The organism is Streptomyces sp. SID12501, from assembly GCF_010550245.1.
Classification (GTDB): Bacteria; Actinomycetota; Actinomycetes; order Streptomycetales; family Streptomycetaceae; genus Streptomyces.
On the sequence record NZ_JAAGLU010000067.1, the window covers coordinates 1 to 25411 of the forward strand.

The 25411-nt window shown below is 70.1% G+C and carries 18 protein-coding genes and 1 pseudogene; 5 read left to right on the top strand and 14 right to left on the bottom strand.

Going from position 1 to position 25411, the window contains the following annotated elements; all coding sequences use genetic code 11:
* Positions 1-540: 540 nt before the first annotated feature.
* The 3 genes from G3I71_RS42810 to thyX form a co-directional block, all read right to left on the bottom strand.
* Positions 541-2226, bottom strand: coding sequence for a ribonuclease J (locus G3I71_RS42810; RefSeq protein ID WP_164323917.1), 1686 nt, complete (start codon positions 2224-2226; stop codon positions 541-543).
* A 129-nt stretch (positions 2227-2355) separates the two neighbouring features.
* The gene (gene dapA, locus G3I71_RS42815; RefSeq protein ID WP_164323919.1) at positions 2356-3255 is read right to left on the bottom strand and encodes a 4-hydroxy-tetrahydrodipicolinate synthase; all 900 of its coding nucleotides are present in this window, start codon (positions 3253-3255) and stop codon (positions 2356-2358) included.
* A 217-nt stretch (positions 3256-3472) separates the two neighbouring features.
* Entirely contained in the window at positions 3473-4213 is a 741-nt protein-coding gene (gene thyX / locus G3I71_RS42820) for an FAD-dependent thymidylate synthase (protein WP_164323921.1), read from the bottom strand.
* 176 nt (positions 4214-4389) lie between these two features.
* On the opposite strand from thyX, the gene G3I71_RS42825 reads away from it, so the two are divergent.
* Both G3I71_RS42825 and G3I71_RS42830 read left to right on the top strand, forming a co-directional pair.
* The gene (locus tag G3I71_RS42825; RefSeq protein WP_164323924.1) at positions 4390-4629 is read left to right on the top strand and encodes a hypothetical protein; all 240 of its coding nucleotides are present in this window, start codon (positions 4390-4392) and stop codon (positions 4627-4629) included.
* Positions 4630-4756: 127 nt separating this feature from the next.
* A complete protein-coding gene (locus G3I71_RS42830; RefSeq protein ID WP_164323926.1) occupies positions 4757-5314 on the top strand; it encodes a PH domain-containing protein in 558 nt (185 codons plus the stop codon).
* 85 nt (positions 5315-5399) lie between these two features.
* Here the strand turns inward: G3I71_RS42830 and G3I71_RS42835 are convergent, their stop codons facing one another.
* The 5 genes from G3I71_RS42835 to rpsO form a co-directional block, all read right to left on the bottom strand.
* Positions 5400-5858 carry a hypothetical protein gene (locus G3I71_RS42835; RefSeq protein ID WP_164323928.1) on the bottom strand — a complete coding sequence of 153 codons (459 nt, stop codon included), beginning with the start codon at positions 5856-5858 and terminating at the stop codon, positions 5400-5402.
* A gap of 8 nt (positions 5859-5866) precedes the next feature.
* Positions 5867-6619 carry a 4-hydroxy-tetrahydrodipicolinate reductase gene (gene dapB, locus G3I71_RS42840; RefSeq protein ID WP_164323930.1) on the bottom strand — a complete coding sequence of 251 codons (753 nt, stop codon included), beginning with the start codon at positions 6617-6619 and terminating at the stop codon, positions 5867-5869.
* Between the two features lie 50 nt (positions 6620-6669).
* Positions 6670-8049 carry a pitrilysin family protein gene (locus G3I71_RS42845; protein WP_164323932.1) on the bottom strand — a complete coding sequence of 460 codons (1380 nt, stop codon included), beginning with the start codon at positions 8047-8049 and terminating at the stop codon, positions 6670-6672.
* A complete protein-coding gene (locus G3I71_RS42850; protein WP_164323934.1) occupies positions 8046-10268 on the bottom strand; it encodes a polyribonucleotide nucleotidyltransferase in 2223 nt (740 codons plus the stop codon). The genes G3I71_RS42845 and G3I71_RS42850 overlap by 4 nt, the downstream gene beginning before the upstream one ends.
* 303 nt (positions 10269-10571) lie before the next feature.
* The gene (rpsO, locus tag G3I71_RS42855; RefSeq protein WP_164323936.1) at positions 10572-10859 is read right to left on the bottom strand and encodes a 30S ribosomal protein S15; all 288 of its coding nucleotides are present in this window, start codon (positions 10857-10859) and stop codon (positions 10572-10574) included.
* A 302-nt stretch (positions 10860-11161) separates the two neighbouring features.
* On the opposite strand from rpsO, the gene G3I71_RS42860 reads away from it, so the two are divergent.
* The 3 genes and pseudogenes from G3I71_RS42860 (at position 11162) to G3I71_RS42865 (ending at position 16050) form a co-directional block, all read left to right on the top strand.
* Positions 11162-11563: a DUF397 domain-containing protein gene (locus G3I71_RS42860; RefSeq protein WP_239149697.1), complete on the top strand. Its 402-nt coding sequence runs from the start codon at positions 11162-11164 to the stop codon at positions 11561-11563.
* Between the two features lie 491 nt (positions 11564-12054).
* A pseudogene (locus G3I71_RS53040) lies at positions 12055-12183 on the top strand (SCO5717 family growth-regulating ATPase); the annotation flags it as partial.
* A 366-nt stretch (positions 12184-12549) separates the two neighbouring features.
* The gene (locus tag G3I71_RS42865) at positions 12550-16050 is read left to right on the top strand and encodes an AAA family ATPase (protein WP_343243261.1); all 3501 of its coding nucleotides are present in this window, start codon (positions 12550-12552) and stop codon (positions 16048-16050) included.
* Positions 16051-16131: 81 nt separating this feature from the next.
* Here G3I71_RS42865 and G3I71_RS42870 read toward each other — a convergent pair whose 3' ends face one another.
* The 6 genes from G3I71_RS42870 to infB form a co-directional block, all read right to left on the bottom strand.
* Complete coding sequence (locus tag G3I71_RS42870; RefSeq protein ID WP_164323940.1) at positions 16132-17088, bottom strand: bifunctional riboflavin kinase/FAD synthetase; 957 nt, start codon at positions 17086-17088, stop codon at positions 16132-16134.
* A gap of 161 nt (positions 17089-17249) precedes the next feature.
* On the bottom strand, positions 17250-20969 hold the full coding sequence (locus tag G3I71_RS42875) for a trypsin-like peptidase domain-containing protein (protein WP_164323942.1): 3720 nt from the start codon (positions 20967-20969) through the stop codon (positions 17250-17252).
* A 274-nt stretch (positions 20970-21243) separates the two neighbouring features.
* Positions 21244-22152 (bottom strand): tRNA pseudouridine(55) synthase TruB, encoded by a 909-nt coding sequence (gene truB, locus G3I71_RS42880; protein WP_164323944.1) that lies wholly within the window; start codon positions 22150-22152, stop codon positions 21244-21246.
* The gene (rbfA, locus tag G3I71_RS42885) at positions 22149-22610 is read right to left on the bottom strand and encodes a 30S ribosome-binding factor RbfA (RefSeq protein ID WP_164323946.1); all 462 of its coding nucleotides are present in this window, start codon (positions 22608-22610) and stop codon (positions 22149-22151) included. Before rbfA ends, truB begins: the two co-directional genes overlap by 4 nt.
* A gap of 86 nt (positions 22611-22696) precedes the next feature.
* Positions 22697-22990, bottom strand: a complete 294-nt coding sequence (locus G3I71_RS42890) for a DUF503 domain-containing protein (RefSeq protein WP_044472747.1) — start codon at positions 22988-22990, stop codon at positions 22697-22699.
* Positions 22991-23225: 235 nt separating this feature from the next.
* Positions 23226-25411: translation initiation factor IF-2 (gene infB, locus G3I71_RS42895; RefSeq protein ID WP_164323948.1), on the bottom strand; the 2186-nt coding region annotated here is incomplete at its 5' end.

Genomic DNA, 25411 nt, shown 5'->3' on the forward strand with positions numbered 1-25411 from the left:
GAGCCAGGATCAAACTCTCCGTGAATGTCAACCCGTAATCGGGTCACACCACGAGAGCGGAACAGTCAAGCGGAATAAGCCCGACCGTTCACAGCGTCCTCGCTGTGTTTACTACTTCAAAGGAACCTCGTCCTCCCGAACGGGAGAGACGGGGTATCAACAAACTTGGCGTTGATTTTTGGCACGCTGTTGAGTTCTCAAGGAACGGACGCTTCCTTCGTACTCACCCTCTCGGGCTTTCCTCCGGGCTTTCCCTTCGGTCTTGCGTTTCCGACTCTACCAGACCGTTTCCGTATCCGATTTCCTCGGCGCTTTCCAGGTTTCCGCTTTCGCGTTTCCCTTTCCGGCGACTCCGACTTTATCAGAAGTTCTGAGTCGGAATTTCCGCCCTGCTCGGGCTGGTCCCTGACGCACGGTAGCGCTGGGTTCCCTTGCTGGCGGAGCCGTAAACCTACTGGAGCGGGGCTCCTCGATGCAAATCGAGGAGCCCCGCTCCGGGTTCACGTGCACGAGGGGCAGCTCAGGCGCCCTCTGTGGCCGTCAGACCTCCACGACGACCGGGAGGATCATCGGGCGGCGGCGGTACGTGTCGGACACCCATTTGCCCAGTGTGCGGCGGATGAGCTGCTGCATCTGGTGGGGTTCCACCACCCCGTCCTGTGCCGACCGCTCCAGGACCTCGGCGATCCTCGGGACGACGTCGGTGAAGGCGGAGTCGTCGATGCCCGAGCCTCGGGCCTGGATGTGCGGACCGGCCGTGATCTTGCCCGTGGACGAGTCCATCACCACGAAGACCGAGATGATGCCCTCGTCGCCGAGGATCCTGCGGTCCTTCAGGGTGGGCTCGCCGACATCCCCGACCGAGAGTCCGTCGACGTACACGTACCCGGCCTGGACCTTGCCCGAGATCTTCGCCTTGCCCTCGATGAGGTCGACGACCACGCCGTCCTCGGCGATGACGATCCGGTCGTGCGGGACGCCCGTCATGGCGCCCAGCTCGGCGTTGGCCCGCAGATGGCGCCATTCACCGTGGACCGGCATCAGGTTGCGCGGCTTGCAGATGTTGTAGAAGTACAGGAGCTCGCCGGCCGAGGCATGGCCGGAGACGTGCACCTTGGCATTGCCCTTGTGGATGACCTTCGCGCCCCAGCGGGTCAGACCGTTGATCACTCGGTACACCGAGTTCTCGTTGCCGGGGATCAGAGACGAGGCCAGGATCACCGTGTCGCCCTGGACGATGCGGATCTGGTGGTCCCTGTTGGCCATGCGGGACAGCGCGGCCATCGGTTCGCCCTGGGAGCCCGTGCACACCAGTACGACCTGGTGGTCCGGGAGGTCGTCCAGCGTCTTGACGTCCACCACCAGGCCCGGCGGGACCTTCAGATAGCCCAGGTCCCTGGCGATACCCATGTTGCGGACCATCGAACGGCCGACGAAGGCGACCCTGCGGCCGTACTCGTGGGCCGCGTCCAGGATCTGCTGGATGCGGTGGATGTGGCTGGCGAAGCTCGCCACGATGACCCGCTTGCCAGCAGCCGCGAAGACCTGGCGCAGCACGTTCGAGATGTCGCGCTCGGGCGGGACGAAGCCCGGGACCTCCGCGTTCGTCGAGTCGGAGAGGAGAAGGTCGATGCCCTCTTCGCTCAGCCGCGCGAAAGCGTGCAGGTCCGTGAGGCGGCCGTCCAGCGGAAGCTGGTCCATCTTGAAGTCGCCCGTGTGGACCACCATGCCCGCGGGGGTGCGGATGGCGACCGCGAGGGCGTCCGGAATGGAGTGGTTGACCGCGATGAACTCGCAGTCGAAGGCGCCGATGCGCTCGCGGTTCCCCTCCGTCACCTCAAGGGTGTACGGACGGATGCGGTGCTCCTGGAGCTTCGCCTCGATGAAGGCGAGGGTCAGTTTGGAGCCGATCAGCGGGATGTCCGGCTTCTCCCGCAGGAGGTAGGGGACGGCACCGATGTGGTCCTCGTGGCCGTGCGTGAGGACGATGCCCTCGATGTCGTCGAGGCGGTCCCTGATGGACGTGAAGTCCGGCAGGATCAGGTCGATTCCGGGCTGCTCCTCCTCGGGGAAGAGCACGCCGCAGTCGACGATCAGCAGGCGACCGCCGTACTCGAAGACGGTCATGTTGCGGCCGATCTCGCCGAGGCCGCCCAGCGGGGTGACCCGCAGGCCGCCCTCCGGGAGCTTCGGCGGGGCGCCGAGTTCAGGATGCGGATGACTCAAAAGACTCTCCTCACCACACGCGCCACGTACCGGCAAGGCACGTGGCGCGCATGACGTTCGTGCAAAAGCAGTTGTCGGATGTGGACTGCGGACACAGATGTCCCGCGTATTCAGTTGTGAAGTCTGGTGTCAGAGCTGTACCCCGCCGGCGGCAAGATCGATCTTGAGCTGGGCGATCTCGTCGGCCGACAGTTCGACCATGGGAGCGCGCAGCGGTCCGGCGGGCAGGCCCTGGAGGGTGAGCGCGGCCTTGGTGGTCATGACGCCCTGGGTACGGAACATTCCCGTGAAGACCGGGAGCAGCTTCTGGTGGATCTCGGTGGCCTTCTGGACCTCACCGGAGACGTACGCCTCGACGAGGGTGCGCAGCTCGGGCGTGACGACATGGCCGACGACCGAGACGAAGCCGACCGCGCCCACGGAGAGCAGCGGCAGGTTCAGCATGTCGTCACCGGAGTACCAGGCGAGGCCGGAGCGGGCGATGGCCCAGCTGGCTCGGCCGAGGTCGCCCTTGGCGTCCTTGTTGGCGACGATCCGGGGGTGCTCGGCGAGCCGGACGATCGTCTCGGTACTGATCGGGACGCCGCTGCGGCCGGGGATGTCGTACAGCATCACCGGGAGTTCGGTGGCGTCAGCGATGGCCGCGAAGTGCCGGTAGAGGCCCTCTTGCGGGGGCTTGTTGTAGTACGGCGTCACCGTCAGGAGGCCGTGGGCGCCGGTCTTCTCCGCCGCGCGGGCCAGTTCGACGCTGTGGTGGGTGTCGTTGGTGCCGACGCCCGCGATGACGTGGGCCCGCTCGCCGACGGCTTCCAGTACGGCTCGTACGAGATCCGATTTCTCCGCGTCGCTGGTGGTCGGCGACTCGCCGGTGGTGCCGTTGACGACCAGGCCGTCATTGCCTGCGTCCACCAGGTGGGTGGCGAGCCGCTGTGCGCCGTCGAGGTCGAGCGTGCCGTCCGCCGTGAACGGCGTGACCATGGCGGTGAGGACCCGCCCGAAGGGGGTCTGCGGAGTGGAGGTCGGAGCCATGGGTACCACGCTACTCGGTGCTCAGGGCGCGGTCTGCCCCAGGGGTGCGGGAAAAGTCATGACAAAGATGGAGCCCGGCACTGCCTGCTCGGGGGTTCAAGCAGTGCCGGGTCCGTTTGATCAGGCTAGATGAACTTCGCGAAGTACCGCAATACGGACACTTCGCGAGGCTGATCCGTACATCTGTGCCCGGTGGCGAAACACACGTGCGTGTGCCTTAGGGCGCCACCCTGCCGTTGGCGTTGAAGGCCGCGTGGGTCAGCGGCATGAGACCCGCCCACTCCGCCTCCATCCTCTCGCCGACCATCTCGATCTCCCGCTGCGGGAACGACGGCACCTTCGCCAGCTCGTGCTGCGTGCGCAGGCCGAGGAAGTGCATCAGGGAACGCGCGTTGCAGGTGGCGTACATCGACGAGAACAGGCCGACCGGGAGGACCGCACGGGCGACCTCACGGGCGACGCCCTGCGCGAGCATCTGCTGGTAGGCCTGGTACGCCTGGCGGTACGAGTCCTCCATGGTGCGTTCCACGAGTTCGTGCTGTTCAGGGGTGCCCTCGACGAACACGTACTTGCCCGGCCGCCCCTTCTGGACGAGCTTGCGGGACGTGTCCGGCACATAGAACACGGGCTGCAACTCCCGGTAGCGCCCGGACTCCTCGTTGTACGACCACCCCACACGGTGTCGCATGAACTCACGGAAGACGAAGATCGGGGCGCTGATGAAGAACGTCATGGAGTTGTGCTCGAACGGGCTGCCGTGCCGGTCTCGCATGAGGTAGTTGATCAGTCCCGTCGAGCGCTCCGCGTCCTTGCCCAACTCGTCCAGGGACTGCTCCCCGACGGTCGACACACGGGCCGCGAACAGTACGTCGGAGTCGGCCGCGCTGTGTTTGACCAGCTCGACGGTCACCTCGCTGCGCAGGTCGATCTTGAACTCGTCGTCGGGGGTGGGGCTCACGGTCTGAAGGGTCCTTCCCGTCTGGGGATTTCGCGACGCCACTCTACGACCCGCCACCGGGACGTTCACCATCGTCACAGAGTTAATTAAATCGGTGAAACCGGGCACCACTTGGAGCCTTCGCTCGTCTGTACAAGCAACAGCGATTCGTTCGATCACCAAGGAGAAGCACTTCCATGCTCCGTCGGCGCGAGCCCATTCCGTTCGCCTTCATCGCCGAAGCCGACAAGTTCCGCAGCAATGTGGCTCCCCCACCCCGTGAGCGCGCGTCCGCCGGTGACATAGCCGGGCGTTGGCTCCTGGGGCTCACCATCGTCGCCGGGCTCGTGGGCTCCCTGGTCCTCGGGATGCCCGCGCTGTCGGTCGATCAGTCGGCCGGGCACACGCAGCAGTCCGAGGCGGCCGACAGCCGTTGAGGGCCGTCGGGCTGCGGCCGAATGGCGTGGACCTGCCCTCCTCGGGCACCCAAGGCTGGTGACCGGGCAGTCGGCTGTATAACCTCACCGGGCACAGCCCGCGCATGGAACTGAGTGAGGACCAGCCGTGCCCCTGCCCTTCCTGACGGCCGACCGCACCTCCGAGGAGACCGCGGCCGGTAACGCGCTGCCGTTCGACGACCGCGACCGTTGGCGGCGCCCCTACCGGCCCGGCCCCTGGCGGGTGGGTGCGGCGGCGCTCCTCCTGCTGCTCGCCTCGTACGTGCTGTTCGCGGCGGTCATCATCGCGGCCACCGGCGAGTTGTCCGGCGGCGCGGTGTGTCTCGGCGTCGCGCTGGCCGTCATCGCCGTGGCGTTGCGACTGCTGCGCACCGGCGTGTGGGTGAGTGCGTACGGGCTGCGCCGGGTGGGCTTCCTCGCTACGCGGACGGCGCGCTGGGAGAAGGTCGTCGCCGTACGGACGGTGCAGCAGCCGGTGCGCTGGCTCGGTCTGCCGCGCACCGTGCAGGGTCAGGCACTGCTCCTCGTACGGCGGGATCGCGCCGCGGACAACCTGGCACCGTTGATGACCACGCACAACGCCGACTTCCTGGGCCGTATGGCGGCGTTCGACCGGGCCGCGGACAGCGTCGAGGCATGGGCCGCGGAGTTCGGGCGGGGTTAGGCGCCGGGTCCGCGGCCAGGACAGTACCCAGCACGGTGAAGGGCCTGCCCCCATCTGGGGGCAGGCCCTTCACCGTGCTGGGGGTTCAGGCCGTCTGGGCGGGTGACCTGCCGGCGTGCAGGGCGATCGCGCGTTGCATCGCCTTGCGGGCGCGTGGTGTGTCGCGGGCGTCGTGGTAGGCGACGGCGAGGCGGAACCAGTTGCGCCAGTCGTCGGGGGCCGACTCCGTCTCGGCCTTGCGCCTGGCGAAGACCTCGTCGGCCGAGTCGCGGTCGACCCGGCCGCTCGGGGTGCGCCTCAACTCGTCGACGGGCAGGCCCCCCTCGGCTTCGAGTTCGGTGGCGAGGCGGTTGGCGTCGCGGACGAACTGCGTGTTCTTCCAGAGGAACCACACGCCGATGCCCGGCAGGATCAGGACCGCCACGCCGAAGGTGACGGTCAGGAGCGTGCCGGTCTGTATGAGCATGACCCCGCGGCTGCCGACCAGAACGAAGTAGAAGACCAGGACGGCGGCCGTGAGGGCGTAGGAGAGTTTCGCGCGCATGACGTCCCTCAGCCGAGGTCGAGGAAGTTTTCCAGGCCGAAGGTGAGGCCCGGGGTGTCCACGACGCGGCGCACGCCGAGCAGGATGCCCGGCATGAAGCTGCTGTGGTGGAGCGAGTCGTGGCGGACGGTCAGTGTCTCGCCCTCGCCGCCCAGCAGGACCTCCTGATGGGCCAGGAGGCCGCGCAGGCGTACGGAGTGCACCGGCACCCCGTCGACGTCCGCGCCCCGGGCGCCGTCCAGCGCCGTCACCGTGGCGTCCGGTGCCGGGGCCGAGCCCGCCTTGGCGCGGGCCGCGGCGATCAGCTGCGCCGTACGCGCCGCAGTGCCGCTGGGCGCGTCCACCTTGTTCGGGTGGTGCAGCTCGATGACCTCGACCGACTCGAAGTAGGGCGCCGCGATCTGCGCGAACCTCATGGTCAGTACGGCCCCGATGGAGAAGTTGGGCGCGATGAGCACGCCCGTCTCCGGGAACTGGGCAAGCCAGCCGGTGAGCTGCGCGAGGCGTTCGTCGGTCCAGCCGGTGGTGCCGACGACCGCGTGGATGCCGTGGCGCACGCAGAAGTCGAGGTTGCCCATCACCGAGGCGGGGGTGGTCAGCTCGACCGCGACCTGAGCGCCGGTGTCGACGAGCGTCTCCAGCTTGTCGCCCCGGCCCAGGGCGGCGACCAGTTCCATGTCCTCGGCGGCCTCGACCGCCCGTACAGCCTCGGCACCGATACGGCCGTTGGCGCCGAGGACCGCCACGCGCAGCTTGCTCATGTTCTTGCTTCCTTACCGGACGGATAGCGGGTGTGGAGCGGATACGGCTGTCAGGCGACGGCCTCGTGCAGACGCGCCGCCTGCTTGTCCTTGAGCGGGCCGATGACCGCCAGCGACGGGCGCTGTCCCAGGATCTCGCCGGCGACCTCGCGGACCGCGTCCGGAGTGACCTCGGCGATCCGGGCCAGCATGTCGTCGACGGACATCTGGTCGCCCCAGCACAGTTCGCTCTTGCCGATACGGTTCATCAGCGCGCCCGTGTCCTCCAGGCCGAGGACCGTCGAACCGCGCAACTGGCCGATGGCACGGCCGATCTCCTCGTCGGAGAGGCCGTGCTCGGCGACGTGGTCGAGTTCGTCGCGGCAGATCTTGAGCACGTCGTGGACCTGCGAGGGCCGGCAGCCCGCGTACACGCCGAAGAGGCCGCAGTCGGCGAAGCCGGACGTGTACGAGTACACGCTGTACGCCAGTCCGCGCTTCTCCCGGACCTCCTGGAAGAGGCGGGACGACATACCGCCGCCGAGGGCCGTGTTGAGCACGCCCAGTGCCCAGCGGCGTTCGTCCGTACGGGCCAGGCCCGGCATGCCGAGGACGACATGGGCCTGCTCGGTCTTGCGGCCGAGCAGTTCGACGCGGCCGGCCATCTTGATGCTGCGGTGGCCGTCGCGCGGGGCGATGGGCGTGGCGTCGGCCCGCTTGAGGGCGCCCGCCTTCTCGAAGGCCGCGCGGACCTGGCGTACGACCTTGTTGTGGTCGACGTTGCCTGCGGCCGCGACGACGAGGTGGGTCGGGTCGTAGTGCTTCTTGTAGAAGCGGCGGATGCGGTCCGCGGTGAGTGCGTTGACCGTGTCGACCGTGCCGAGGACCGGGCGGCCGAGGGGGGTGTCGCCGAGCATGGTGTGCGCGAACAGGTCGTGCACACAGTCGCCCGGGTCGTCCTCCGTCATCGCGATCTCTTCGAGGATGGCACCGCGTTCGACGTTGACGTCGTCTTCGAGGATCAGGGAGCCCGTGAGCATGTCGCAGACGACGTCGATGGCGAGCGGCAGGTCGGTGTCGAGCACGCGCGCGTAGTAGCACGTGTACTCCTTCGCCGTGAACGCGTTCATCTCGCCGCCGACCGCGTCGATCGCGGAGGAGATGTCCAGCGCCGACCTGCGCGTGGTGCCCTTGAAGAGCAGGTGCTCCAGGTAGTGCGTGGCGCCGTTCAGGGCCGGCGTCTCGTCACGGGAGCCCACATGGGCCCAGATGCCGAACGTCGCGGAGCGGACCGACGGCAGGGTCTCGGTGACGATGCGCAGGCCGCCCGGGAGGGTGGTCTTACGGACCGTGCCGATGCCGTTGGTGCCCTTGATCAGGGTTTGCGTACGGGCAACGGCCCGCGCCTCCGAAGAGGTGCGGGCCGTTGCCGTGGAGCTGGTCGACGTCACTTGTCGTCGTCGTCCTTCTTGTCGTCCTCGGCGTTCTCTTCACCCTCGATGACCGGGATGAGCGACAGCTTGCCGCGGGAGTCGATCTCGGCGATCTCGACCTGGACCTTGGAGCCGACAGCCACCACGTCCTCGACGTTCTCCACGCGCTTGCCACCGGCGAGCTTGCGGATCTGCGAGATGTGCAGCAGACCGTCCTTGCCGGGGAGCAGCGACACGAACGCGCCGAAGGTGGTCGTCTTCACGACCGTACCCAGGTAGCGCTCGCCGACCTCCGGCATGGTCGGGTTGGCGATCGCGTTGATCGTCGCGCGGGCCGCCTCGGCCTGCGAGCCGACCTGGGCACCGATGTAGATGGTGCCGTCGTCCTCGATCGTGATCTCGGCGCCGGTGTCCTCCTGGATCTGGTTGATCATCTTGCCCTTGGGGCCGATGACCTCACCGATCTTGTCCACGGGGATCTTGACGGTGATGATCCGCGGGGCGTTGGGGGACATCTCGTCCGGCGTGTCGATCGCTTCCATCATCACGTCGAGGATGTGGAGGCGGGCGTCACGGGCCTGCTTGAGAGCGGCAGCCAGGACGGAGGCGGGGATGCCGTCCAGCTTGGTGTCGAGCTGGAGGGCGGTCACGAACTCCTTGGTGCCGGCGACCTTGAAGTCCATGTCACCGAAGGCGTCCTCCGCACCGAGGATGTCGGTGAGGGCGACGTAGTGCGTCTCGCCCTTGATCTCCTGGGAGATCAGGCCCATGGCGATACCGGCGACGGGGGCCTTGAGCGGCACACCGGCGTTCAGCAGCGACATGGTGGAGGCGCAGACCGAGCCCATGGACGTCGAACCGTTGGAGCCGAGGGCCTCGGACACCTGACGGATCGCGTACGGGAAGTCCTCGCGCGACGGCAGGACCGGCACGATCGCGCGCTCGGCGAGCGCGCCGTGGCCGATCTCGCGGCGCTTCGGGGAGCCGACGCGGCCGGTCTCGCCGACGGAGTACGGCGGGAAGTTGTAGTTGTGCATGTAGCGCTTGCGGGTCACCGGGGAGAGGGTGTCCAGCTGCTGCTCCATCCGGAGCATGTTGAGGGTGGTGACGCCCAGGATCTGGGTCTCGCCACGCTCGAACAGCGCCGAGCCGTGCACGCGCGGGATGGCCTCGACCTCGGCGGCGAGCGTACGGATGTCCGTGACGCCACGGCCGTCGATACGGACCTTGTCCTTGATGACGCGCTCACGGACCAGGGCCTTGGTCAGCGAGCGGTAGGCCGCGCTGATCTCCTTCTCGCGACCCTCGAACTGCGGGAGCAGCTTCTCGGCGGCGAGACCCTTGACGCGGTCCAGCTCGGCCTCGCGGTCCTGCTTGCCCGCGATGGTGAGCGCCTGGGAGAGCTCGTCCTTGACGGCGGCGGTGAGCGCCTCCAGGACGTCGTCCTGGTACTCGAGGAAGATCGGGAACTCGCCGGTGGGCTTGGCGGCCTTGGCGGCGAGGTCGGCCTGAGCCTTGACGAGCACCTTGATGAAGGGCTTCGCGGCGTCCAGACCGGCGGCGACGACCTCCTCGGTCGGCGCCTCGGCGCCGCCCGCGATCAGCGCGATGGTCTTCTCGGTGGCCTCGGCCTCGACCATCATGATCGCGACGTCGCCGTCATCGAGGACGCGACCGGCGACGACCATGTCGAAGACGGCGTCCTCGAGCTCGGTGTGCGTCGGGAACGCGACCCACTGGCCGTTGATCAGCGCGACGCGGACGCCGCCGATCGGGCCGGAGAAGGGCAGACCGGCCAGCTGCGTGGACGCGGAGGCGGCGTTGATCGCCACGACGTCGTACAGGTGGTCGGGGTTGAGCGCCATGATCGTGGCGACGACCTGGATCTCGTTGCGCAGGCCCTTCTTGAAGGACGGGCGCAGCGGGCGGTCGATCAGGCGGCAGGTGAGGATCGCGTCCTCGGAGGGCCGGCCCTCACGACGGAAGAAGGAACCAGGGATCTTCCCGGCCGCGTACTGGCGCTCCTCGACGTCCACCGTGAGGGGGAAGAAGTCGAGCTGGTCCTTGGGCTTCTTGGAGGCGGTGGTGGCCGACAGCACCATGGTGTCGTCGTCCAGGTACGCCACGGCGGAGCCGGCGGCCTGCCTGGCCAGGCGGCCCGTCTCGAAGCGGATGGTGCGGGTGCCGAAGGAACCGTTGTCAATGACGGCCTCGGCGTAGTGGGTCTCGTTCTCCACTAGCGTTTTCTCCGATACTTTTTCGTCTTTTGTCCCGTCCTGCCCGTGTGGCAGAGGGACGTGGGTTCGGAGAAGCGCGCCTTCTGAGTGCGGGCCGGTCTTCGATCGAAGCACCCGGGTTTCAGTCCCGGGGGCCACTACCGAGGACCGGCGGCGGCGAGGTGCGCTTCTCCTCGTTCGTGTCCTGCGTTCGTGTCCTGCGTATTGCGTTGTGCTACCACACTACAAAGAGGTGGTGGCACTCCGCACGTACAGCAAAGGGAGCGGCCCCCTAAAAGTGGGAACCGCTCCCTCCACGGCGTCTTACTTGGCGCCCGCCGCACCGCGGCGGATGCCGAGGCGGTCGACCAGCGCACGGAAGCGCTGGATGTCCTTCTTGGCCAGGTACTGGAGAAGGCGGCGACGCTGACCGACGAGGATCAGCAGACCACGACGGGAGTGGTGGTCGTGCTTGTGCGTCTTGAGGTGCTCGGTCAGGTCCGAGATACGGCGCGAGAGCATCGCGACCTGGACCTCGGGGGAGCCGGTGTCGCCCTCCTTGGCACCGAACTCGGTGATGAGCTGCTTCTTGACTGCGGCGTCGAGCGGCACGCGTACTCCTCGTAATCTTTGGTGGTAGCCGCCGAGTGCCCCTGGTCGAATTCTCAGGGGAGCTTCTGTAACTCGGGAGGCGGGAATCCGCTGGGCGCGGCCTCCGGAGTCGCTGACTCCAGGGGTGCGTACACAAACGGCCGTCGCCCAGGATAGCAGCAGGCAGCGGGCGTCTTCACCTCAGTGCGCAAACAGTCCGGCCGCCGAGGGCTCGGCCACTAGGGTGAGAACGTAGATCTTGGTCACGTACTGCAACACTCGCAGTAGTCGTATGACGTACGTCGGGAAGGGGTCGCTTCGCCATGGCGGAGGCACAGGGCGCTCAGGACACCACGGCCGCACAGGACGAGGACGTCAAGGCGCGCAAGGAGCGGGAGCGGGACGAGCTGTACTCCCTCGACATCTCGGGCGTCGAGTGGCACAGCGCCCCCGGTACGGAGGAGCACGAGGAGCGGGTCGAGATCGCCTACCTGCCCGAGGGCGCGGTGGCCATGCGGTCGTCCCTGGACCATGACACCGTCCTTCGTTACACGGAGGCGGAGTGGACGGCGTTCGTGCTCGGGGCGCGCGACGGGGAGTTCGATCTGGAGCCGACGGAGCTCAATGGCGGGCTCGCGGCGGCCGAGGCCGGGCCTTCGGACCAGGGTTCTGGTTCGGGTGCGGGTTCGGGTGCCAGTACGGATTCGGGCGGGGACGTGGAGTAGTTCGCTCAGTCGTCCTGAGTGACGGATCGAGGGGCGGGGCCGGTGCAGTGCGTCGGCTCCGCCCCTCTTTTTCTTGCGCTTTTCCGCGAAGCGGGTTGTCAGAGGGGCCGCCTACTATGCATGTGAGGTCATGGCACCGGTGGGACAGATGTCGTAGCGATCCTGTCAACTCTCTTGCCAGAGAGGGCGGTTCGAGCGCGGATGGGATCGGTTCCGGTCAGGCTGTGACGTAATGGACGCTCACTGGGGGGTGGACGGGCCTGCCGGGGCAGGGGTCGTGGTGATTAGGCTGGGACCGGCGCGACGCCGGAACCCGTGGACCGGGCGCCGGCGTACCGGGGGGAAAGCCGGGCAGATCGGACGACCTCCACCGCCCGACGCCGGACGACGTGGACCAACCCACGGGAACGCCGGCTTCGGACGAGACGACTACAGACGAGAAATGGTCGCCCAGCACGGCAAGAGGGTGCTCGACCACACCAGGAGGAATTGTGAACGGCGATCGGGACGGGAACCGCGGGGGCTGGGCCACACCCGGCGATGACCAGTCCGACGCGGAGTCCGCCAGCGAGATGACGGGCGAGTTCACCATCGATTACGCGACGCCTGCCTGGTACACGCAGAACGCGTCGGGGGCGTCGGGGGACGAGACCAGTGCCGAATCGGACGCCGAGTCGGCCGATTACACGGGTACGGACGCGGATGGGGATGGGGATGGGGATGGGGATCCGGGCGCTCGTTCGGGTGCCGCCGGTGTGGAGGGTTCCGTTCCCGGTTCTGCGCCTGCGCCCGCGCCGATCGCTCCTCCTGCTCCCCTTGCTCCTCCTGTTCTTGCTCCCGCGAGCCCTGCGGCTGTCCCCAGCCTTCCCGTGGGCGGATTCCAAAGCCAGTGGACTCCTCAGGCTGATGTGGTGGGGGACGGCGACCTGGAGAGCGGCTCGACGATGCGGATCTCTCCTGCCGCTGCGCGACAGGAGCCTGTGGTCGTGGCTGACGGCGGCGGTGAGTCCGGTGACGACTCCGTCGGTGCGGCTGTCGAGGGCGAGGCTGCCGCCGCTGTGGCGAGCGCCCCGGAGTCCGTGGATGACGTGGATGAGGTCGTCGCGGACGGGGCGGGATCCGAGGGTGAGGTCACCGAAGAGGTGAGCGGCGCCGTGTCCCCACTCCGGGAGGCCGAGCCCCAGGAGCAGGACGCCACCGACAACGCCGTACGGCCGCAGGATGTCGAACCCAAGGGCGCGGACGCGGACCCGGAGACCAACGCCCAAGACGCCGAGCTCATCGACGCGACGCCGGTCGATGTGGGGCCCGAAGGACCTGTAGCCGCGGAGCCGGTGGCCGCCGAGCCCGTAGCTGCCGAAGTCGCCGACGCCGAGCCCGCGGAAGCGGAGCCGGTGCCGGATGCGGTCGACGACGTACGGGACTCCGCGCCGGTCGCGCCCGCGCGGGACTCGGTGCCCAGCGCGCCGCTCAACCTGCCTCCGCTGCCGGAGGGCGCGCCGGGGACTGTGCCGCCCTCGTGGGCCCCCTCACCGACGTCTCAGGGCGGGCTGCCGCCGCTGCCTCCTTCGTTCCAGCCGGCAGGCGCTCCCGCCCAGGCGGGACAGTGGCCCGCTCAGCCGTCGGCGCAGCCGGAAGCCGCGCCTGTTCAGCCGCAGGCCGCGTCGGTACCGGGCCAACCTCAGCCGCCCGCCGTGCCGGGCCAGCAGCCACCCGGACCTTCTGCACAGCCCCTGTTCCAGCCGCAGACCCCGCAGCCCGCGCCCGCCGCCCGGACCGCTCCCCAGCAGGCACCGGCTCCGGCAACCCCGCAGGCGGGGTACGGCTTCCCGCCGCCCCGCCCGACCGCGGCAGCCCCTGCCCCGGCACCGGGTGCGCCGCCCGCCGGCTACGGATTCCCGCCGCAGGCAACGCCGACCGCCCCCACGGGCCCCAACGCCCAGGACGGGTACGGCTTCCCGCCTCCGAACGCCCAGGGCCCCGACGCCCAGGATGGCGGCGGCTTCCCAACCCCGACCCCGAACGCTCCGGACGGCTACGGCTTCCCCCAACCCAGCACACCTCCCCCGGGCCCAGCGGGCTCCAACGCCCAGGACGGGCAGAGCTTCCCGACCCCGGGCGCCTCGACCCCGAACGCTCCAGGCGGCTACGGCTTCCCTCAACCCGGCGCACCCACCCCGAACCCAGTGGGGCCCAACGCCCAAGGCGGGTACGGATTCCCGCACCCCGGCACCCCGGCCCCGGTTCCGGGCACCGCGTACCCCGCGCCGCACGCCTCTCCCGCCGGGTACGGCTTCCCGCCCCCGGCGGCACCGGCCGACATCGTGAACCCGGCAGTCACGCCTTCCCACCCCCAGGACGGCTACAGCCTTCCCCAGCCCGGCGCTCCCACCCCGAACCTGGCCGGCGGCCCCAACGCCCAGGGCGGGTACGGCTTCCCGGCCCCTGGCGTCCCGGCTGCGGCCCCGAGCGCCCCTGCGCCCGCGTTGGACGCTCCCCCCGCCGGATACGGCTTCCCGCACCCCGGGCAGCCTGTCGCACCCGGGGGGCCCACCGACACCGCAGGCCCGGCACCCACGCCTCCCCACCCCCAGAACGGCTACAACCTGCCCCAGCCGGGAGCACCCGTCCCGAACCCGCCAGGCCCCAACCCTGAAGCCGGGTACGGATTCCCGCCTCCCGGCACCCCCGTCCCGGTCCCGGCCGTCCCCAACCCCCAGGACGCCTACGGCTTCCCGCCCCCCGCCGGTCAACCCCCGGCTCCCGCCACCCCGGGTGGCCCCACTCCCCCGGCTCCCGTCGGCAACGCCGCACCCCCGAGCCCCGCACCCGCGCCCAGTGGACCTCCTGCGCCCAACCCCCAGGACGGTTACGGCTTCCCGCCCCCTGCCGGCCCTCCCGCGCCCCCGCAGCCCGGGTACGGCTTCCCGCACCCCGGGCAGCCTGTCGTGCCCGGAGGTCCCGTCGGGGCGCCCGGTGGGTACGGGTTCCCCTTCCCGCAGGCGCCTGCGCAGGAGACACCGCCGCAGCCTCAGGCGCCGCAGCAGCCCGAAGCACCCCACCCGCACGCCGGGCCTCAGACTCCCCCGTACGCGCCGGGGCAGGTTCCGGGTGCCGTTCCCCCGTCGCCTCCGCAACCGGCGTACGGCCGACCTGAGCCGCAGCCCGGGCATCCCGCCGGGCCGCAGCCGCCCGTGGATCCGCGTACCGGGGCCGCCTGGCCGCAGCCCATACAGCACGACCAGCGGCAGATGACCAACCCCGGCGCCGCGCCGCTCGGTTACACCGCGGCCGTCGAGCTGTCCTCCGACCGGCTGCTCAACAAGAAGCAGAAGGCGAAGAGCGGCCGGCCCGCGGCCGGGTCCTCCCGGTTCAAGATCGGCGGAAAGAAGGAGGAGGCCGAGCGGCAGCGCAAGCTCGAACTGATCCGTACGCCGGTGCTGTCCTGCTATCGCATCGCCGTCATCAGCCTCAAGGGCGGTGTCGGCAAGACGACCACGACCACCGCGCTCGGCTCGACCCTCGCCACCGAGCGGCAGGACAAGATCCTCGCCATCGACGCCAACCCGGACGCCGGCACGCTCGGCCGCCGCGTGCGGCGCGAGACCGGGGCCACCATCCGTGACCTCGTCCAGGCGATCCCGTACCTCAACTCGTACATGGACATCCGGCGGTTCACGTCCCAGGCGTCCTCCGGACTGGAGATCATCGCCAACGACGTCGACCCGGCCGTCTCCACGGCCTTCAACGACGAGGACTACCGGCGCGCGATCGACGTACTGGGCAGGCAGTACCCGATCATCCTGACCGACTCCGGTACCGGTCTGCTGTACAGCGCCATGCGCGGCGTACTCGACCTCGCCGATCAGCTGATCATCATCTCGACGCCGTCCGTGGACGGTGCCAGCAGCGCCAGTACGACGCTGGACTGGCTGTCCGCGCACGGGTACGCGGACCTGGTCTCGCGGTCCCTCACCGTCATCTCGGGTGTGCGCGAGACCGGCAAGATGATCAAGGTGGAGGACATCGTCTCCCACTTCGAGACGCGCTGCCGGGGTGTCATCACCGTGCCCTTCGACGAGCACCTGGCCGCCGGCGCCGAGGTCGACCTCGACATGATGCGGCCCAAGGTGCGCGAGGCCTACTTCAACCTCGCCGCCATGATCGCCGAGGACTTCGTACGCCACCAGCAGATGCACGGCCTGTGGACCTCGGACGGCAACCCGCCCCCGGTCGCGGCCCCGCCGATGCCTGGGCATCAGCAGCAGATTCCGGGGCAGCCGGCGCAGGGACAGCCGTACCCGCCCGCGCCGGGGCATGGCCGACAGGTTCCGCCGCAGCCCGGCCAGCCGGGGCAGTACCCGCCGCCGCCCCAGCCCGGTCAGCCGTACCCGCCGCAGCAGCCGTACGGCTATCCGCCGCAGCCGGGGCAGCCCTACCAGCCGCCGCAGCAGCCCCCGCAGCCCGGTTACCCGCAGCAGCAGTAAGCAGGGGTGTACAAGAGAAGGCGGCCGGTGCCCGAGGGCACCGGCCGCCTTCTCTTGTACCTACTGACTACTACCGACTGCCTACTCGGTGCTTTCCGCCACCGCGATCAGCTCGCGGCACTTCTTCACGTCCTCGGACATCTGGACGAGCAGCGCGTCCAGCGAGTCGAACTTGGCCTGGCCGCGCACGAACGCCAGGAAGTCGACGGCGACATGCAGGCCGTACAGATCAAGGCCCACGCGGTCGATGGCGTACGCCTCCACCGTCCGTTCCGTGCCGTCGAACTGCGGGTTCGTGCCGACGGAGATCGCGGCCGGCATCACCTCGCCGTCCGCGTGCAGCCAGCCCGCGTAGACACCGTCGGCCGGGATCGCGGTGTGGGGCAGCGTCTCGACGTTGGCGGTGGGGAAGCCGAGTTCACGGCCCCGCTGCGCGCCTCGGACCACGATGCCCTCCACGCGGTGCGGGCGGCCGAGGATCTCGCCGGCGCCCCCGACGTCACCCTCGCCGACCAGGCGACGCGTCAGCGTGGACGAGAACGGCTCGCCGCCGCCCGCCTCGCCCGACACATACAGGTCGACGACCTCGACGTCGAAGTCGTAGGTGCGGCCGAGTTCGGTCAGGAATCCCACGTTGCCGGCCGCCTTGTGGCCGAAACGGAAGTTCGGGCCCTCGACGACCGCCCGGGCGTGCAGCTTGTCGACCAGGACCTTGACCACGAAGTCGGCCGGGGAGAGCTTCGAGAACTCCTTGGTGAACGGGAGGATGAGGACGGCGTCGACACCCAGCTCGGCCATCAGTTCGGCACGGCGGTGGTGCGGGGCCAGCAGCGGCGGGTGGCTGCCGGGGCGCAGGACCTCGCTGGGGTGCGGGTCGAACGTGACGACGACCGAGGGAACTCCCAGCTCACGGGCGCGCTCCACGGCGTGCCGGACGATCAGCTGGTGTCCGCGGTGGACTCCGTCGTAGGAGCCGATGGTGACCACGCTGCGTCCCCAGTCCTCGGGGATGTCCTCCAAGCCACGCCAGCGCTGCACTGTGACCGCTCCTCGTCGAACCCGTGTCCGTGTCTGCCTCTTACGCAGGCCTTCTTACGCAGGTCTAAGGGTGCCATGCCGAACGCGCCCCGCTCGCATCGGCATGGAGGCTGTGACGGGGCGCACGTGACCGAATGTCGACTACCGCCTCGGAACGTGGCCTATGCGGGGACCCGTACCCCCGCCAGGTTCTCGATCATGCGGCGGGTGCTGGGTCCGACCACGACGGCCCACTCCCCTGGAGTGTCGGTCAGCCAGCCCGCCACCAGCACCGCGAATCCCGGCACCCGCCTGGCCAACTCGACCAGGACACAGTCGAAACGCGTCGCACCGTCCGGAGTACGCACGAGGAGCAGCCCGCAGCGGTGCACGAGGCCCCGGGTGCGCGCCTCTCCGTGGCGGGTCGCACCCTCAGCGGTGGCGCGGAGCAGCGCGTCCAGGACCGTGGGGTCGTGCTCCCGGGCCAGGAGGGCTTCGAGGAGTTCGTGGCGGAGGGCGTGGGAGACGGGAGCCCCGGGCGCGGCCAGCACGGTCGCGAGGGCCGCGCGCACCGGCGACCGGCCGCCGTCGAGGAGGCCGGTGACCAGCGGGAGGAGTACGGGCCGGACGGCGGGGCCCTGGTCCAGGCGCCGGTCGACGTACGCGGCCAGGTGCCCGGCGGTCTCCGGGTGCCGCTCCGCCACGTCCCGTACGAGGTCGGCGACCCGACGGGCCAGGGCCGGGGTCGTGACGTCCGCGAGGGTGCGCAGGGCGTCGCCCGCCTCCGGCCCGAGCAGCCTGGCCCGGAACGCGTCGAGGACCGGCTCCGGGTGGGTCGCCAGGGCGGCGACCAGCGCGCTCGGCGGCAGCTGCGGGTCGCCGGCCGTGAAGTGCCGCAGCGCCTGCGGGAGATGGCGGGCGCGGGTGCGTGGATCCCGGACGAGGAGCGCGAGCGCACCGCCGTGCAGGGTGCAGTCGGCGGGGCGGGCGAGCAGGGCGAGGGCCGCGTAGCGCAGGAGGTCACGGTCTGCCTCCGTGCGCACATGGGGTGCGGCGCGCGGTCCGTACGCCGCCGCCGCGACCCGTCGGGCCGGCCTCTCGTCGTGCGCCCACCGGTCCACGGCCCGGCAGACGGCGGACGGCTCCTCCTCGGCGAGGACGGCGAGGAGTTCGTCCCCACGTCGGTGCGCGCTGTCGACGAGCACTTCGATCAGGTCGTCCAGCGCCCGGTGGCGGTGGGTGTGGAGCAGCGCCTGGGCGGCGGTCGCCACGGTCGCGTCCGGCGTCGCGGGCAGCGGACGGTCGTCGTCGAACCAGCGGGCGAGCAGCGGCTGTACTGCGGTGGGGTCGGCGGCGAGCAACTGGGCCACGGCATCCAGGTAGCGGGGCCGGTCGGACACCGACGGAGGTTCGTCGCCGACGACGAGTCGGCGGAGCAGGTCGAAGCGGGCGGCTTCGGGGAGGCGGAGCACGGTCCAGAAGGAGGGGCTGAGCTCCGGCGGCACCGTCCGGTTCCGTCGGCGGCGGGCCACGATGTGGTCGGCGAGGAGACGCAGGACGTGGGTGTACGGGGTCGCGTCGGGGACGTGGCGGAGTACTTCGGTGAGGAGATGGGTCGCCCACCAGGTGGAGGTCGATGTGCGGAGAGTGGGCCCGGGGTCGAGGGCCTGCACCAACTCCCTCAGGCGGTGTGCCAGTTCGGGGGCTCCGTGCTGTCGGGCGAGGAGCAGCAGCGACTGGACCACCGGACCGATGCGGTGATGCGGTACGGGGACGGGGGCCGTGTCCTTGCCGTTCTCCGGGCGGCGCCGGTGGACCAGGGCGTGCAGCGCCTCGTCGAGGTCCAGGTGCGTGCCCTGGATCCAGTCGGCGAGTTCCTCGTGGGCGAAGCGGTAGCCGGTGCCGGCGGGGACGAGGAGACCCTCGGTGAGGACGGCGGACGCCCAGCCCGTGCCGCCGCCCAGGCGGGCAGGTGCGGGGCCCCAGGGGAACACGGACTCGAAGGACGCGCGGTCCAGCTCTCCCTGTCCGGGGCCCAGGCTACGGCGGGCGGCCTCGTGGATCTGGCCGGAGACCTTGGCGGCGAGGCGGCGTACGGGGGTGCCGCGCAGGCCGTTCTCGGCGGCGAGGCGGACGGCGATGCGGAGGCACATCAGGTCGAGGTAGGCGGTGAAGACGTCGTGGCGGTCGAGTCGGGGGGTGGTGGGGGTGTCGGGGAGGGCGGGGAGGGCAGCGCGGACTTCGGAGAGGAGGCGGAGGGTGAGGGGGTGGCGGGCGTCCTCGGGGGTGAGGGCGGCCGGGGGGATGGCGTAGCGGGTCTGGGCCTGGTGGGCTTCGGCTTCGGTGAGGTCGGTGAGGTGGAGGTGGTGCGGGGGGTGTGGCGGGCGTTGGGGTTTTTCGCCCCCGCCGCCCTTACCCGTCCCTCCCCCAGAGGGGGGACCCCCACTGGGGGCTGTGCCCCCAGACCCCCCTTCGGCCTGAACGGCCTCGTCCTCAAACGCCGGACGGGCTGAAGGTGCCGGACAGGCTGGAGATGGGGTGCCCGTCTGTTCCCAGTACTCGGGGCGGCAGGCCATCACCAGGCGGGCGTTTGATTCCCGGAGCCACTCCTCCGTCGCCCTCGTCCATTCAAGGGCACGGTGGGCAAGGAGCGGGGGCATTTCCTCGGGGCCGTCGAGGAGGAGCAGGAGGGGTCGACCCTTGTCGTGGGCGAGGCTGGACAGGCGTTCCGGGGTGATGTCGCCCAGATCCGCGCCGTATGTGCCCGACGCGGCCACGATCCGGCCTGCCCGGTCCAGCGCGCGGCGGGCCGCGTCCGCCACCGAAGCGTCCTCGTCGCGCAGGTCGGCGCCGCGCAGCCACAGGGTGGGGGCCGGTTCAGGGTCCCGGTGGCGGCGGGCCGCGAGGGCCGCGAGTTCCGTCGTACGGCCGCTGCCCGGGGCCCCGACCAGGCCGAGGACGACGGCCGGGGTCGCGCGTACGGCGGTGAACGCCTTCAACTCCCTTGCCAGTTCCGCTCGTTCGACCGGCTCGACCACGCCCGCCTCCAGGCCGCCCGACGTACGGCCCACGAAGCCCGCCAGCGCACCCGGCGGTCCGTCCGAGCCCACCGAGGTGGCCGTCAGCTCCAGGACGCCCGCGAGATTGAGGTCGGCGCCGTACGCGGGCACCGTCGCCGCGTTACGGGCGAGAAGGTCGGCGAGGGGGCCTGGCCCGTCCGCCTGCCGGTCGCGCAACGGGAGTGCGAAACCGGCCGCGCGGTGCCCGGCCGGCTCCGCCGACTCGCCGGTGGGCTGCGGCAGCAGGGCGGTGCCCAGCACCCCCAGCACCGCTCCCGTCGTACGGTCGAGCACCGGCCCCCCGGCCGCGCCGCCACCCAGTCGCAGCGCGTCGCTGCCCGCTGTGCCGATCGCCAGCTCAAGGGCGTCAGGGAGGAGATGGAAGCGGTCCGTGGCCGTGTACGTGACGTCGGTCGTGCCGAGCACCCGCGCCTCACGCCAGCCGCCCGCCGCGATCCGTACATATGTTCCGGCCGCGACGCGGTCCCGCACGGAGACGGGGAGTGGGTCCGCGCCCAGACCTTCGGTGCGCACGAGGGCCAGACCGAGAGCCGGAAGGGGGGTCACGGCATCCGCCGTGGACACCACGCACGTACGGTCGGCGGCGCCGTGCAGGACCAACCGGGCCAGACCGTCGACCGCCTCGTGGCTGGTGATCAGTGTGCCGTGGTGGTCGGCCACGAAACCCGTCCCGCGAGGGCGTCCGGCCAGGTCGCACACCTTGACGAGCGACGCGTCGACGGCATCGCCGACAGTCTCGCCGCCGGCTTCGCCGTCCCGCGTCTCACCCGCACCGGTCGACGGCCGACGGCCGCCCCCGGTGCGCGGGCCCCGTCCCGCCATCGTCGACCTCCCCGCCGAACACGCGAGCCTACGTACGCACGCGTCTACTGACGACGGTAGGCAGTCGATGATCAGCCGGACAGGGCTTGCGACGAACGCGCCCCCTTCCGCCCCCTCGGTTCACTCCGAGCGCCTGCCCGGACGGGTGAATGAAGGGCGAGGGATGGATACACCTCTGGGTGGGGGAACCGAGGGGGAACCGTGGAGCGGCGGGAACGTGTCCCCGTGATCGCCGCTCCACGGCCCCGAACCTCATCGGCACCTCATCGGCGCCTCAGACGAAGACGGCGAGGCTCTTCGCCTTGCCCTTCTCCTCCTCCACCAGGGCGAGGAACTGCCCGGCGGGGTCGAAGACGGCCACGGCACCCGCACCCGCGTACTGCTCGGGCATCTCCAGCCGTACGCCGTTCGTGAGCAGCCGCGCCCGCCGCTCGTCCACGTCCCAGCGCGGGAATGCGGCGATGGCCGCCTCGGCGACCGGCATCACCGTCAGCTCCTGCTGCAACTGGTCGAGCGTCCGGGCCCCGTCGAGCTTGTACGGGCCGACCCGCGTCCGGCGCAGCGCGGTGAGGTGCCCGCCGACCCCGAGATCGGCGCCCAGGTCCCGGGCCAGTGCACGGATGTACGTACCGGAGGAGCACACCACCGACACGACCAGGTCGAGTACGGGGGTGCCGTCGGCCGCGACCGCTTCCCGGACGTCGTACACCGCGAAGGAGGAGACGGTGACCGGGCGGGCCGGGATCTCGAACTCCTCGCCGTCACGGGCCCGTTTGTAGGAGCGCACGCCGTTGATCTTGATGGCGCTGACCTTGGACGGCACCTGCATGATGCGGCCGGTCAGCTTGGCGACACCGGCGTCGACGGCCTCGCGGGTGACCTGGGAGGCGTCGGTGGAGGAGGTGATGTCCCCCTCGGCGTCGTCGGTGAGCGTGTTCTGTCCGAGGCGGACGGTGCCCAGGTACTCCTTCTCGGTCAGCGCGAGGTGGCCGAGGAGCTTGGTCGCCCGCTCCACCCCGAGGACGAGCACGCCCGTGGCCATGGGGTCGAGGGTGCCGGCGTGTCCGACGCGGCGAGTCTTGGCGATCCCGCGCATCTTGGCGACCACGTCGTGCGAAGTGAAGCCCGACGGCTTGTCGACAATGACAAGCCCGTCGGGCGTCCCGGTGCTCTTCTGCGTCATTCGGCGGTGTCGTCCGTCCCTGCGGTGTCGTCCTCGTCGTCAGGCTTCTTGTACGGGTCCGCGTCACCGGCGAACGCGGCACCCGCGGACGCCTGGCGCACCTGCTCGTCGGAGGCACGCGCCTTGTCGAGGAGGTCCTCGATCTTCTTGGAAGTGTCCGGGAGCGCGTCCGCGATGAAGGTCAGGATCGGCGTGAACTTCACGCCCGCGGCCTGGCCGACGGCGGAGCGCAGGACGCCCTTGGCGCTCTCCAGGCCGGCGGCAGCGGCTGCCCGGTCCTCGTCGTCCCCGTAGACCGTGTAGAAGACGGTCGCCTCCCGGAGGTCCCCGGTGACCCGGGTGTCCGTGATGGTGACGTGAGTGCCGAGCCGCGGGTCCTTGATCCCACGCTGCAGCTTCTTGGCCACCACCTCTCGGATGAGGTCAGCCAACCTCTTCGCCCGCGCGTTGTCGGCCACTGGTCCGTCTCCCGTTCTTTCTGTTCTGCGTTTCTACGGTTCTGCGTTTCTACGGTTCTGCGTTCTTGCAGGTCGTTCGTCCGGCGTCAGTCGTCGTCGCCATGGAGGCGCCGTCGTACGGACAGCAGTTCCACCTCGGGGCGACCGGCGACCAGCCGCTCGCACTGGTCAAGCACATCGGTGATGTGCCCCACGTCCCCGGCCACCACTGCCAGGCCGATGCCGGCTCTGCGGTGCAGGTCCAGGTGTTCGACCTCGGCCGCGCTCACCGCGTACTTGCGCTGGAGCTCGGCGACGATCGGGCGGACGACGGAGCGCTTCTCCTTCAGCGAGCGTACGTCGCCGAGCAGGAGGTCGAAGGACAGAGTCCCCACGTACATGTGTGTATCCGGATGACCCGCCGGTGCGGGATCGACGGCCCCGCCGACGGTACGGGCGGGGACATCAAGAACGGTACAACGAACGGAGCTGCGGCTCGACGGGATTGTTCACGCCCCCGCCGCCCCTGCCATTTCAGCGGCGTTTCAGCCCGCCCGGGGGCAGCGCCCCCAGCAAAGGCCAGGCTGGCCGGCGGGGACTTCTCCCCGCCGGCCAGCCTGGTCACGCACGCTCTGCTCAGCCGCGCGGCTTCTCCCGCATCTCGTACGTCGCGATGACGTCGTCGACCTTGATGTCGTTGAAGTTTCCGAGGTTGATACCACCCTCGAAGCCTTCGCGGATCTCGGTGACGTCGTCCTTGAAGCGACGCAGACCGGAGATGTTGAGGCTCTCCGCGATGACCTTGCCATCACGCAGCAACCGCGCCTTGGTGTTGCGCTTGACCTCGCCGGAGCGGACCAGCACACCGGCGATGTTGCCCAGCTTGGACGAGCGGAAGACCTCGCGGATCTCCGCCGTACCGAGCTCGACCTCTTCGTACTCCGGCTTGAGCATGCCCTTGAGGGCTGCCTCGATCTCCTCGATGGCCTGGTAGATCACCGAGTAGTACCGGACGTCCACGCCTTCGCGCTCCGCCATCTGTGCCGCGCGGCCCGCAGCGCGGACGTTGAAGCCGATGACGATGGCGTCGGAGCCGGTCGCCAGGTCGATGTCCGACTCGGTGACGGCACCCACACCGCGGTGCAGGATGCGGATGTCGACCTCTTCGCCGACGTCGAGCTGGAGCAGCGAGGACTCGAGAGCCTCCACCGAACCGGACGCGTCGCCCTTGATGATGAGGTTGAGTTCCTGCACCAGACCGGCCTTGAGGGCCTCGTCCAGGTTCTCCAGGGAGAACCGGACACCCCGGCGGGCGAAGTTGGCGTTGCGCTCGCGCGCCGCCCGCTTCTCGGCGATCTGACGCGCCGTGCGGTCCTCGTCGACGACCAGGAAGTTGTCGCCGGCGCCCGGGACGTTGGTGAGACCGAGGACGAGGACCGGGGTCGAGGGACCCGCCTCTTCCACGTTGTCGCCCTTGTCGTCGAGCATCGCGCGGACACGGCCGTACGCGTCGCCGACCACCATGGTGTCGCCGACCCGCAGGGTGCCTCGCTGGACCAGGACGGTCGCGACAGCGCCGCGGCCCTTGTCCAGGTGGGACTCGATCGCAATACCCTGCGCGTCCTGCTCCGGGTTGGCCCGCAGGTCGAGCGAGGCGTCCGCGGTGAGGACCACGGCCTCCAGGAGAGCCTCGATGTTGAGGCCCTGCTTGGCGGAGATGTCGACGAACATCGTGTCGCCGCCGTACTCCTCGGCCACCAGACCGAACTCGGTGAGCTGACCGCGCACCTTGGTCGGGTCGGCGCCCTCTACGTCGATCTTGTTGACCGCGACCACGATCGGCACACCGGCCGCCTTGGCGTGGTTCAACGCCTCGATCGTCTGGGGCATCACACCGTCGTTGGCCGCCACCACGAGGATCGCGATGTCGGTCGACTTGGCACCACGAGCACGCATGGCGGTGAACGCCTCGTGACCCGGGGTGTCGATGAAGGTGATGCGACGCTCTTCTTCGTTGACGACGGTCGCGACCTGGTAGGCACCAATGTGCTGGGTGATGCCACCGGCCTCGCCCGCGACGACGTTCGTCTTGCGGATGGTGTCGAGGAGGCGGGTCTTACCGTGGTCGACGTGACCCATGACGGTCACGACCGGCGGGCGGACGACCAGGTCGTCCTCGTCGCCCTCGTCCTCGCCGAACTCGATGTCGAAGGACTCGAGCAGCTCGCGGTCCTCCTCCTCGGGGCTGACGATCTCGAGGACGAAGTTCATCTCGTCCGCGAGGAGCCTCAGCGTCTCGTCGGAGACGGACTGCGTGGCGGTGACCATCTCGCCGAGGTTCATCATCACGCCGACGAGCGACGCCGGGTTGGCGCCGATCTTCTCGGCGAAGTCGGTCAGGGACGCACCACGCGACAGGCGGACGGACTGTCCGTTGCCGCGCGGCAGCATGACGCCGCCGACCGACGGGGCCTGCATGGCCTCGTACTCCTGGCGCCTCTGCCGCTTCGACTTGCGACCACGACGCGCGGGACCACCGGGACGGCCGAAGGCGCCCTGCGTGCCACCACGGGCACCCGGACCACCGGGACGACCACCGAAACCGGGACGACCGCCGCCGCCACCACCGGGACCACCGGGACGACCGGCGAAACCGCCGCCACCGCCACCGGGACCACCGGGACGACCGGCGAAACCGCCACCGCCGCCACCAGGACCGGCCGGACGACCGGCGAAACCGCCACCGCCGCCACCGGGACGACCGGCGCCACCGGCACCGGCACCACCGGGACGACCGCCGCCGGCACCGGGACCGCGGCCAC

Excerpts from the sequence above, each read along its gene's own strand:
- G3I71_RS42890 (WP_044472747.1), bottom strand. The coding sequence starts at position 22,990 with ATGTACGTGGGGACTCTGTCCTTCGACCTCCTGCTCGGCGACGTACGC.
- truB (WP_164323944.1), bottom strand. The coding sequence starts at position 22,152 with ATGACGCAGAAGAGCACCGGGACGCCCGACGGGCTTGTCATTGTCGAC.
- G3I71_RS42825 (WP_164323924.1), top strand. The coding sequence starts at position 4,390 with ATGCTCCGTCGGCGCGAGCCCATTCCGTTCGCCTTCATCGCCGAAGCC.
- G3I71_RS42835 (WP_164323928.1), bottom strand. The coding sequence starts at position 5,858 with ATGCGCGCGAAACTCTCCTACGCCCTCACGGCCGCCGTCCTGGTCTTC.
- dapA (WP_164323919.1), bottom strand. The coding sequence starts at position 3,255 with ATGGCTCCGACCTCCACTCCGCAGACCCCCTTCGGGCGGGTCCTCACC.
- G3I71_RS42875 (WP_164323942.1), bottom strand. The coding sequence starts at position 20,969 with ATGGCGGGACGGGGCCCGCGCACCGGGGGCGGCCGTCGGCCGTCGACC.
- G3I71_RS42860 (WP_239149697.1), top strand. The coding sequence starts at position 11,162 with ATGGCGGAGGCACAGGGCGCTCAGGACACCACGGCCGCACAGGACGAG.
- dapB (WP_164323930.1), bottom strand. The coding sequence starts at position 6,619 with ATGAGCAAGCTGCGCGTGGCGGTCCTCGGCGCCAACGGCCGTATCGGT.